The sequence below is a fragment of the Winogradskyella sp. genome (assembly GCF_013042245.1).
Taxonomy (GTDB): domain Bacteria; phylum Bacteroidota; class Bacteroidia; order Flavobacteriales; family Flavobacteriaceae; genus Winogradskyella.
Map to the genome: position 1 here is coordinate 24,393 of NZ_JABDQL010000113.1, position 11,103 is coordinate 35,495.

Consider the following 11,103-nt stretch of genomic DNA (forward strand, 5'->3'; position numbering starts at 1 on the left):
TTAGAAGTTATAATTAAGGAGTATTTGCTATTATCTCTTTATTAATTAACAAAAACGTATTTTACAATGTTTGCACCCATTTTTAAAGCTTTTTGGCGTACGTCTTCAGGGTCGTTGTGTACTTCTGGGTCTTCCCAACCATCTCCTAAATCACTCTCAAAAGTGAATATTAAGACTAATCTACTTTCATGGAAAATTCCCAAAGCTTGCGGTGCTTTAGCATCGTGCTCGTGTATTTTAGGTAAACCATTAGGAAAGTCGAATGCTGAATTGAAAATTGGATGTGTCTTTGGTATTTCGACTAATTCTTTATTAGGAAAAACCTTTTTGAGTTCTTTCTTAATATAAGGTTCCATACCGTAATTATCATCGATGTGTAGAAAACCACCTGACAGTAAATACTTCCTCAAATTATCAGAATCATCTTTGCTAAAAAAAACATTACCATGACCGGTCATGTGCAAAAATGGATATTGAAAAACATCAATGCTCCCAACTTCAACAGTTTCTATATTTTCATTAATGTTCGTTTCAATATTATCATTACAGAATTTAACCAAATTAGGCAAAGCAGTTGGGTTACTGTACCAATCGCCACCTCCTTCATATTTTAATACCGCAACGCCTTGTGAAAAAACAACAACAGAAAACAGAATACAGGAAACAGAAAATATTTTTTTCATCAATTTATTCGTTTGTATAAGCTACGGATTGACAGGCTACTATAGCTGCAGTTTCCGTTCTTAAACGCGTGTTAGCCAAAGTTACAGGAATAAATTTATTTTCAAGTGCTTCTTCAATTTCTTTAACAGAAAAATCACCTTCTGGACCAACGAGAATTGTGATATCTGTATTTGGTTTTAGTTGATATTTTAAAGATTTTTTATCTGTTTCTTCGCAATGGGCTATAAATTTTTGTCCATTAAAACTCTGTTTTACAAAATCTTTAAATGGAGTGAGTGGTTTTAGTTTAGGCATATAAAACTGAAGTGATTGTTTCATTGCCGATTGTAATATCTTCTCAAAGCGCTCTTGTTTTATAACTTTTCGTTCACTATGGTCGCAGAGTAATGGTGTTATTGTAGAAGCTCCTATTTCTGTTGCTTTTTCTAGAAACCACTCAAAGCGGTCGTTCATTTTGGTTGGCGCTACTGCCAAATGTAAGTTGTAGCTTCTTTTTTGGTGTGATTTTTTTTCGATAATTTTTGCCGTACAATGTTTTGACTCTGTAGATATTAACTCTGACGTAAACAACCAACCATTTCCGTTAGTAATATGTAGCACATCACCAACAGACTTACGTAAAACCTTTATAATATGTCTACTTTCATCTTTTTCAAAATTAATAATATCATCGTTTTCGGAAATATTTGGGTTGTAGAATAGTTGCATTATTTGGACCTAATTATTTTTAAAACGTTTACAGATTCTAGGGCTTTATTGTCTTCAGTTTTTACAATGACATAATGTTTGTTTTCTCGGTGTTCGTCAAAACTAAAGACTTGTCCAACACGCTTATCTGCAATGGCTTTTTCAAATCTTTTAGAAAAGGTACCTTCATTTGTCCAACCCAAACCACCACCAGTTTTGGCAGTTGGATGTGAAGAATACACACGTGCTAAATTTTCAAATTTATGTTCACCATTTTTTATACCTTTTAGAATAAAAGACCGGAGCGAGTTAATTTCTGAGATTGACATTTTTTTACTATCAAATTCCATAATACTAACCTTATAGCTTGTTGATTTCTCTTTGAGTTTTCCTAAAACTTTAAAGGTTATTTTTCCAGAAGCAGAATCTTCCGTTTTTTTATCACCTTGTTTTGCTTCAGATAGGTTTAAAGCTGTATAGAGTCTATCTTCAGAGTTAATATTAATGATTTCTCCTTTAAGCTCAGATTTATAACGCTTCAAAAATAATTCAGCTTGCGTTTTTGATTTTATCCTATCTAACATTTTCTCATAGTTAGACTGCGAAAAGGAAGAAAAGGAAATGAGAAATATAAATAGATATCTAAACTTCATCTAGAGATTATGTTTTGTTTTATAATATTTTAGTTAAATATTGGGTATTTAAATTTTTAACCTAGCCGTAGCCATAACATCAAAATCTGAAAAATCTTTTTCAAGATATTTTAAATATCCAACAATAGCAATCATTGCGGCGTTATCAGTCGTGTATTCAAATTTAGGAATGTAGGTGGTCCAACCAAATTTTTTTTCACCATTTTTAAGTGCTTGTCTAATACCAGAATTCGCCGAAACACCACCACCAATGGCAATATGAGTAATACCTGTTCGCTTTACCGCATGTTTGAGCTTGTCTATTAATATGCCTATGATAGTGTACTGAATAGAAGCACAAATACTTTCAAGATTCTCCTTTACAAAATCAGGATTCTTTTTTGTTTCTCGTTGTACAAAATAGAGGATACCTGTTTTTAATCCAGAAAAACTAAAATTTAATCCATCCACTTTAGGCTTGGTAAATTTAAATGCTTTTGGGTTTCCGGTTTGCGCCAATTTATCAATTTGTGGTCCGGCAGGGTAACCTAACCCTAAAATTTTTCCACTTTTATCATAAGCTTCACCTACAGCATCATCTATAGTTTCTCCAATGACTTCCATTTCAAAATAGTTAGTAACTTTTACAATTTGTGTATGACCACCCGATATGGTCATCGCTAAAAATGGAAAAGGTGGTTTTGTATATCCGTCTTCTTTTATAAAATGCGCCAAGATGTGACCTTGCATATGGTTAACTTCTATGAGCGGAATGTCTAAACCATAAGCTAAAGATTTGGCAAATGATGTCCCCACCAAGAGAGAGCCTATTAACCCAGGACCGCGCGTAAAAGCTATAGCATGTAGTTGATTTCTCAAAATCCCAGCTTGTTTTAGGGCTTGGTCAACCACAGGAACTATATTGGATTGATGTGCTCTTGATGCCAATTCTGGAACAACACCGCCATATTCTGCATGTATTTTTTGGCTAGTAATGACATTACTTAAAATAGTGTCGTTACAAAGCACAGCAGCCGAGGTATCATCGCATGAAGATTCAATTGCTAAAATGTATGTATTTTCTTTTGTCATTAATTATGATTAGGCACAATAATTGTTAATTTTGATAGCAATAGTCTAAAGCTCAAAATACAACGTACAATCAAATGCAAATATAAGGGTTTTACTTTCATCCATTAATACGTAAATACTATCAAAAGAGTACTCAAAATAATAGGAAAAATAGTAGCTATCATTGTGCTGCTTTTTATTATTTTGGTATTAATTCTTTCTATACCGGCAGTGCAAACTCGCTTGGGTAAATATGCAACCAAACTTATAAATAATGATTATAAAACAAATATTAATATAGATAGAATTGGGATTCAGTTTAATGCTGATGTTGAGCTTAAGGATATTTTAATAAAAGACTACAATTTAGATACGCTTTTCAGCATCAAAGAGCTTAATACTTCTATTATTAGTATAAATAATCTTCTAAACAATAAATTTACTTTTGGAGATGTAGATATTGAAGATTTAGTATTTAATCTTAAAACATACAAAGGTAAAACAGATACCAATTTAGATATATTTGTAGACCGTTTTGAAGACGATAACCCTCGGCAAGGCCCAAGTACTTTTTTATTATCATCCAGTGATGTGTCTTTGTATAATAGTACCTTTAGACTTATTGATGAAAATAAGGAAACACCTCAAATATTAGAATTTACCGAACTTAATGCTAATACTACAGACTTTGTAATCAATGGTCCTGAAGTAAGAACTCGAATAAATAAATTTGGTTTTCTTGATGCTCGTGGCGTGAGAGTTGATAACCTCATGGCCAATTTTGAGTACACACTAACGCAGATGGTTTTTGACCAACTGAATATTAAAACCAAAGCTTCAATTCTTGACGGTAATCTTCGTTTTGATTATGAGCGCGAGGATTTTAAAACATTTACAGATAGCGTAAAAGTTTATGCTAACTTTAAAGACTCTTATATACAATTGAGTGAATTAAATACCTTCTATAACGAATTTGGAACAAATCAGAAAGCTAGTCTTAACGTAGAGTTGTCAGGTACACTAAATAATCTTAAAGCAAATAACCTTAATGTAAGTACAACCAGAAATACCAAAATAATAGGCAATATTACATTTAAAAACCTTTTCAATGCTGCAGAGGATAATTTCGTACTTGACGGGCGTTACAGATATTTATCGTCTAATTACAAAGATTTAACCAAACTTTTGCCAAACGTATTAGGAAATTCTATTCCTTCTTTTTTTTCTAAAGTTGGAAATTTTAGACTCACAGGAACTTCGGTAATAACAAACAAAGTTATAGATGCAGATTTAGACATGACTACCGAACTTGGTTTTGTAAAATCTAACCTTAAACTCACCAATATTGGAAACATTGACAATGCTAATTATGAAGGTAATATCATTCTTGAAGATTTTAATATTGGTATTTTGCTCAATGACCCATTGGTTGTAGACACATCATTAAATCTTGATGTAAGAGGAAAAAGCTTTAAACTAGATAATTTAGAAACTAATATAAAAGGGAATGTTTCTTATTTAGATTATAATGGCTATCGGTATTCTGGTATTGATGTATCTGGAGATGTTGGGAAAAATATCTTTAACGGTAAATTAAATACCAAAGACCCAAATATTAGCATGGACTTTAATGGTCTTGCAGATATGTCGCAAGAGATTAAAAAATTTGATTTTAAAGCTAATGTTGCTTATGCCAATTTAAAAGCTTTAAATTTTATAGAAAGAGATAGTATTTCAGAGTTTAGAGGTATAGTAGATATGGCTGTAACAGGCTCTAACTACGATAACCTTCGTGGAGAAATAGATGTTAAAAACACTATTTACAAAAATCAAGATAAAACTTATGATTTTAAAGACTTCTCTATAGTTTCTAATTTCGAAGGTGAAGTAAGACGTATAGAAATTAATTCCCCTGATATTATTAGTGGCGAGGTTAAAGGAAAATTTAAAATTGAAGAGATTGTTAAACTAGCCGAAAACTCTCTAGGAAGTATTTACACCAACTATAAACCGCATGAAATTTCTGAAGGACAGTATTTAAATTTTAATTTTAGAATTTATAATCAGATTGCAGCCGTATTTGATAAAAACTTAAACCTAGCGCCAAACACAAATGTAAAGGGGCGAATAGAAACAGATGAAAAAGGGTTTGAGTTAGAGTTTAATTCGCCAAAGATATCATTCAAAGATTATGTGGCTACTAACCTTAATTTGGAGTTAGATAACAGTAATCCTGTCTATAACACCTTTTTTGAAGTTGACAAGCTAGATTCTGATATTTATAATATTTCAGACTTTAATCTTATTAATGTAACTAAAAGAGATACACTTTTTATAAAATCAGAATTTAAAGGCGGCGCGAACAATACCGATAATTATAATATGAGCTTGTTCTACACTATAACCGAGGAGAATAAATCCGTCGTTGGTTTTCAGAAATCTGATTTTAAATTTAAAGGCTATGATTGGTTTATAAATTTCAATAAAGATTCATTTAATAAAATAACTTTTGACAGAAATTTTAATGATTTCAAAATTGAAGATATTAGAGTTAATCAAGGTGAAGAAGAGATTTTACTCGCAGGTGTTTTAAAAGACTCAACGTACAAAGATTTAAACTTAGACTTCAAGAACGTGCAGTTAGCCAAAATAACACCAAGGATAGATAGTTTGGCTCTTGCTGGTCGAGTCGATGGAAAGTTAGCACTTTTGCAAAATGATGGAGTTTATCTTCCAAAATCAGATATTGAAATTGAGCAATTTAACGTTAATCAGTATAATTTAGGAAACTTAAAAGCCATCATTGAAGGTGACAATTCCTTAACCAAATATAATGTTGATGTAGAACTGCAAAATACAAATATAAAAACCTTAGATATTCAAGGCTTTGTAGACGTTAACAAGAGTAGACCAATTATTGATGTAGATATTGCCTTTGATGACTTTTTAATAGACCCGCTTAATCCTTTAGGTGAGGGTGTAATTAGTAATATCCGTGGATTAGTTTCAGGAAATGCAGAAGTTACAGGTAATCTTAATAAACCAAGCATAGATGGCGAATTATTGCTGGATAAAGCAGGTCTAGGTATTCCATATCTTAATGTAGATTATAGCTTTGATTTTGATTCTAGAGTTACTCTAAAGAAACAGCAATTTATATTCAATAATGTAGCCATGACGGATTCAGAGTATTTTTCTAGAGGGTTCTTAAATGGATACATTGAACACAATAACTTTAGCGATTGGCAACTAGGTTTAGATTTGACAACCGATAGACTTTTAGTTTTAAATACTGAAGAATCTGAAGATGAGTTATATTACGGTACAGCCTTTGTTTCTGGCGATGCAAATATAGAAGGATACACAGACAATTTAACCATCTATGTAGACGGAACAACAGAAGATGGTACGGTATTTAATATACCGTTAAATGACTCGGAAAGCTTCGGAGACAACTCTTATATAAAATTTCTAAGTCCTGAAGATAAACTAAGAAAAGCAGAAGGTGATTTGTCTACACAAACAGAAATAAAAGGATTAAATCTAGAATTTAATTTAGAAGTTACACCAGATGCTGAAATAGAAATTGTAATAGATAAAGAGTCCGGTAGCACCATAAAAGGACGTGGTAATGGAAATCTAGGGATTTATATTAATACCAATGGGAAGTTTGAAATGGTAGGTGATTTTATAGTATCAGAAGGAACATATAAATTTAAATACGGCGCTATTATAGAAAAATTATTTACAGTTGAAGAAGGAGGCTATATCAATTGGGATGGTGAGCCACTTAATGCAGAAATTAGTTTGAAAGCATTATACTCAACAACAGCAAATCCTTCTGCATTATTAGATGCACCAATTAACAGAAGTATTCCCGTTAACTTAGAGATTAACCTTACAGGACGCTTAGAAAAACCAGACCCAGATTTTGCATTTGAGTTTCCTAACGTAGATTCTGCAATAAAATCCGAATTGGATTATAGACTATCTGCAAAAGAGCAAAGAAGTAATCAAGCCATATTCCTTTTAACCTCTGGAAGTTTCTTCGGTGGTTCGCTAGATTTTACAGGAACAATTTCAGAACGTATTAACGGAATTATTGGCAGTATCCTAGGTAATGACAATGATAACTTTAAAGTTGGCTTAGATTTGGACTTAGCGCAAAACAATCCAAATTTCGAAACTGAGAGTCGTGTTGGTATAACTCTAGAAACAAAACTTTCAGACAAAGTAATAATTAATGGAAAAGTTGGTGTTCCATTCGGAAGCACAACTCAAACCACAATTGCTGGTGATGTACAAATAGATTGGCTTCTGAATGATGAGGGAACTTTACGGGCAACAGTCTTCAATAGAGAAAATAATATTCAGAATTTTGGAGACCAAATAGGTTTTACCCAAGGCTTAGGTATCGCTTATGATGTAGAGTTTGACACTTTTAAAGAGTTAATCCGAAAAATCTTATCTGGTAAAAAGAAAGACGAGAAAGAAAAGAAAGAAAAAGATGAGAAAAATATGGTTGAAGAAGTTATGCCAGACTTTATGTCGGTGAAAAAAAAACAAAATTGAACCTTTGATTTTGCTATATATTTAAAAAATCACCTAATAAATTATTAACTATAACGTTTGAGATGCTTTTAGCATCTTTTTTTTATGATTTAAGTCCTAATATTGTGTGTTATGTTTCATAATTTTACTGAAATAAATAAATGGAAATGCTTCATACAATAAAAAAAATAGGCGTTATGACTTCAGGAGGAGATTCTCCGGGGATGAATGCCGCTATTCGTTCTGTTGTTAGAACATGTGCTTTTCACAATATTGAATGCTTCGGAATATACAGAGGTTATGAAGGTATGATTGAGGGTGACTTTGTCAAAATGGATGCACGTAGTGTAAAAGGTATAATTAACAAAGGCGGAACCATTTTAAAATCAGCTAGATCTAAAGAGTTTAGAACTAAAGAAGGTAGGGCAAAAGCCCACGAGCAACTAAAAAATGCAGGGATAGATGCCTTTGTGGTTATTGGTGGTGATGGTAGTTTTACAGGAGCTATGATTTTTAATCAAGAGTTTGATTTTCCTGTTATGGGCATACCTGGTACTATTGATAATGACATCTTCGGAACAACTCATACTTTAGGATACGATACGGCTTTAAATACAGCTGTAGAATCCATTGATAAAATCCGAGATACTGCGAGTTCTCACAATCGACTATTCTTTATAGAGGTGATGGGTCGTGATGTAGGTCATATAGCACTCAATGTAGGTGTTGGCGCTGGTGCTGAAGAAATTTTAATTCCTGAAGAAGATTTAGGTTTAGACAGACTTTTAGAATCATTAAGACGAAGCAAACAATCTGGTAAATCTTCAAGTATAGTCGTAGTTGCCGAAGGAGATAAGATTGGTAAAAATGTCTTTGAGCTAGCAGATTATGTTGAAGAAAATATGACTGAATACGAAGTTAGAGTCTCCGTAGTTGGCCACATGCAACGAGGTGGTTCACCATCGTGTTTTGATAGAGTTTTAGCTAGCCGTATGGGTGTTAAAGCTGTTGAAAGTCTAATAACAGGAAAAAGCAATTATATGGTTGGTCTTAAAAATGATGTTATGGATCTAACACCATTTGACCAAGCTGTAAAAGGAAAATCAAAAATTAATATGGAACTTATAAGAGTTTCAGATATAATGACAATTTAATACAATAAAAATAAGATAGAAGATGGCAAATTTAAAATTAGGAATTAACGGATTCGGTAGAATCGGTAGAATAGTATTCAGAGCAACAGTTAAACGCCCAGATGTAGATGTTGTAGCTATTAACGATTTACTGGACGTTAATCATTTAGCATATTTATTAAAGTACGACTCTGTTCACGGTCGTTTTGATGGTACTGTTGAGGTAAAAGAAGGGCACTTAGTAGTTGATGGTAAAACCATTAGAGTAACAGCAGAACGTGATCCAAAGAATCTAAAATGGGATGAAGCAGGAGCTGAAGTTGTAGCAGAATGTACGGGTATTTTTACCACTCTTGAAACCGCACAATATCATATCGATGGTGGTGCAAAAAAAGTTGCAATCTCTGCACCAAGTAAAGATGCACCAATGTTTGTAATGGGAGTTAATGATGATAAGTTAACTGCAAGTGACACTATCGTTTCTAATGCATCATGTACAACAAACTGTTTAGCGCCTTTAGCAAAAGTAATCGAGGATAATTTTGGTATCGAAGAAGCCTTGATGACAACAATTCACGCAGCAACATCTACACAGTTTACGGTAGATGCACCATCTCGTAAAAACTACAGATTAGGACGTAGTGCAATTAATAACATTATACCAACATCTACAGGTGCGGCAAAAGCAGTAGGTAAAGTTATTCCAGAATTAGATGGGAAACTTACAGGTATGGCATTCAGAGTGCCAACTGTAGATGTATCTGTGGTAGACTTAACATTAAAAACAAAAAAGAATACTTCTTTAGCAGATATCAAAGCCGCTATTAAAAAAGCTTCTGATGGTGCTATGAAAGGTGTCTTGGGTTATACTGAAGATGCTGTTGTATCTCAAGATTTTGTTAGTGAAGTACAAACAAGTGTGTTTGATGCAGATGCTTCAATAGAGTTAAATCCATCATTTTTCAAATTAGTATCTTGGTATGATAACGAATTTGGATACTCTAATAAATTAGTAGACTTAGCTCAGAAAATTAATGAGCTTTAATTTAAATTACTAAGTACAAAGAATTCCGTTTGGTTATTGTTGTAATCAACGGAATTTTTTGTGTTAAAACAACAGTTATGATTTTAATTACAGATGGCGGCTCTACCAAATGCGATTGGATTGCGATTAATAGCGACGGACAATTAGCAACAACCAAAATAAGAACTAAAGGACTTAATCCAGCTATACTTGAAGAACGAAAGATTAGAAAAATTTTAAAAAAGAGTGATGAGCTTCAAGAGTTAAGAAGAAAAGTTACGCATGTCTATTTTTACGGCGCTGGTTGTGGTACTGAAAAACCAAAGCAAACATTAACAGAGGTACTTCAAGATGTTTTTATAAATGCTGAAATTGAAGTCCAAGAAGATACAATGGCAGCAGTAAGAGCATCGCTGAATCATAATGATGAAGCTGCTGTGGTTTGTATAATGGGTACAGGTTCTAATTGTAGCTATTTTGATGGTAACAAGTTACATCAACGTGTCAAGAGTTTGGGATACACCATTATGGACGACGCCAGTGGAAATTACTATGGCAAACAACTAATTAGAGATTACTACTTTAATAAAATGCCAGACACCATAAGATTAGCATTTGAACATAAGTATAATTTAGACCCAGATTACATTAAAAACAATCTTTATAAGCAGCCTAATCCAAATGCTTATTTGGCAAACTTTGCTGAGTTTATGTTTTTAAATAAAGATTCAGATTATATCCACGAACTCATAAAAAAAGGTCTGCGCGTATTTACAGAGAGTATGATTCTTCAATTTAAAGAGGAATTAAAAACAGTTCCAGTTCATTTTGCTGGCTCTATCGCGTTTTTTGCTCAAGAAGAAATCTATGAAGTAGCTAAAGAATATGGGTATACAGTAGGTAACTTTGTACGTCGTCCAATAGACGGTTTAGTGGACTACCACAAAAAGAATATTTAGTATGGAAATAGCTCTGATAGTACATGATGGTAAAAAAGCAGAGAAGGTCCAGTTTCTTAATGAGTATAAAGCTATACTGCATCAAAAGAATGTGACTTTAGTCTCTACATGAACAACAGGAAAACGTGTTGAGTCCGCTGGTCTTGACGTTGAAGCGTTACTTTCGGGACCATTAGGTGGCGATTCACAAATTAGTGCACGTGTTGCTGAAGGAAAATGTCAAATGGTACTTTTTTTAGGGCACCAAACCATAAAGTGTGTAAGTAAAGTTATTCTGAAATTTTTCTGGGGCAATTTTTCTATTGCCCAATGGGGAAAAATTTCGGAAATAACTTTACGATATAATATTCAGTAACTTTATA

At 33.0% G+C, this 11,103-nt stretch carries 8 protein-coding genes and 1 pseudogene; 5 read left to right on the forward strand and 4 right to left on the reverse strand.

Going from position 1 to position 11,103, the window contains the following annotated elements; all coding sequences use genetic code 11:
- Window positions 1–41: 41 nt before the first annotated feature.
- The 4 genes from HKP48_RS08905 to tsaD all read right to left on the reverse strand — a co-directional run bounded on the left by HKP48_RS08905 (window position 42) and on the right by tsaD (window position 3,095).
- The gene (locus HKP48_RS08905) at window positions 42–683 is read right to left on the reverse strand and encodes a DUF4159 domain-containing protein (RefSeq protein WP_296344988.1); all 642 of its coding nucleotides are present in this window, start codon (window positions 681–683) and stop codon (window positions 42–44) included.
- 4 nt (window positions 684–687) lie between these two features.
- A complete protein-coding gene (locus tag HKP48_RS08910) occupies window positions 688–1,392 on the reverse strand; it encodes a 16S rRNA (uracil(1498)-N(3))-methyltransferase (protein WP_296344990.1) in 705 nt (234 codons plus the stop codon).
- Window positions 1,392–1,955 (reverse strand): peptidylprolyl isomerase, encoded by a 564-nt coding sequence (locus HKP48_RS08915; protein ID WP_296344992.1) that lies wholly within the window; start codon window positions 1,953–1,955, stop codon window positions 1,392–1,394. Before HKP48_RS08915 ends, HKP48_RS08910 begins: the two co-directional genes overlap by 1 nt.
- 117 nt (window positions 1,956–2,072) lie before the next feature.
- Window positions 2,073–3,095, reverse strand: a complete 1,023-nt coding sequence (gene tsaD / locus HKP48_RS08920; protein WP_296344994.1) for a tRNA (adenosine(37)-N6)-threonylcarbamoyltransferase complex transferase subunit TsaD — start codon at window positions 3,093–3,095, stop codon at window positions 2,073–2,075.
- Between the two features lie 222 nt (window positions 3,096–3,317).
- Here tsaD and HKP48_RS08925 point away from each other — a divergent pair, with 222 nt between their 5' ends.
- The 5 genes and pseudogenes from HKP48_RS08925 to HKP48_RS08945 all read left to right on the forward strand — a co-directional run.
- Window positions 3,318–7,646 carry a translocation/assembly module TamB domain-containing protein gene (locus HKP48_RS08925; protein WP_296344996.1) on the forward strand — a complete coding sequence of 1,443 codons (4,329 nt, stop codon included), beginning with the start codon at window positions 3,318–3,320 and terminating at the stop codon, window positions 7,644–7,646.
- A 146-nt stretch (window positions 7,647–7,792) separates the two neighbouring features.
- Entirely contained in the window at window positions 7,793–8,779 is a 987-nt protein-coding gene (pfkA, locus tag HKP48_RS08930) for a 6-phosphofructokinase (protein ID WP_296344999.1), read from the forward strand.
- Window positions 8,780–8,801: 22 nt separating this feature from the next.
- Window positions 8,802–9,803 (forward strand): type I glyceraldehyde-3-phosphate dehydrogenase, encoded by a 1,002-nt coding sequence (gene gap / locus HKP48_RS08935; RefSeq protein ID WP_296345001.1) that lies wholly within the window; start codon window positions 8,802–8,804, stop codon window positions 9,801–9,803.
- 77 nt (window positions 9,804–9,880) lie between these two features.
- The gene (locus HKP48_RS08940) at window positions 9,881–10,741 is read left to right on the forward strand and encodes a BadF/BadG/BcrA/BcrD ATPase family protein (RefSeq protein ID WP_296345003.1); all 861 of its coding nucleotides are present in this window, start codon (window positions 9,881–9,883) and stop codon (window positions 10,739–10,741) included.
- A 1-nt stretch (window position 10,742) separates the two neighbouring features.
- A pseudogene (locus HKP48_RS08945) lies at window positions 10,743–10,976 on the forward strand (methylglyoxal synthase); the annotation flags it as partial.
- Window positions 10,977–11,103 lie beyond the last annotated feature (127 nt).

What these genes read in the sequence shown, in the direction of transcription:
- tsaD (WP_296344994.1), bottom strand. Translation starts at nt 3,095, where the DNA reads ATGACAAAAGAAAATACATACATTTTAGCAATTGAATCTTCATGCGAT.
- pfkA (WP_296344999.1), top strand. Translation starts at nt 7,793, where the DNA reads ATGCTTCATACAATAAAAAAAATAGGCGTTATGACTTCAGGAGGAGAT.
- HKP48_RS08910 (WP_296344990.1), bottom strand. Translation starts at nt 1,392, where the DNA reads ATGCAACTATTCTACAACCCAAATATTTCCGAAAACGATGATATTATT.
- HKP48_RS08915 (WP_296344992.1), bottom strand. Translation starts at nt 1,955, where the DNA reads ATGTTAGATAGGATAAAATCAAAAACGCAAGCTGAATTATTTTTGAAG.
- HKP48_RS08940 (WP_296345003.1), top strand. Translation starts at nt 9,881, where the DNA reads ATGATTTTAATTACAGATGGCGGCTCTACCAAATGCGATTGGATTGCG.
- HKP48_RS08905 (WP_296344988.1), bottom strand. Translation starts at nt 683, where the DNA reads ATGAAAAAAATATTTTCTGTTTCCTGTATTCTGTTTTCTGTTGTTGTT.
- gap (WP_296345001.1), top strand. Translation starts at nt 8,802, where the DNA reads ATGGCAAATTTAAAATTAGGAATTAACGGATTCGGTAGAATCGGTAGA.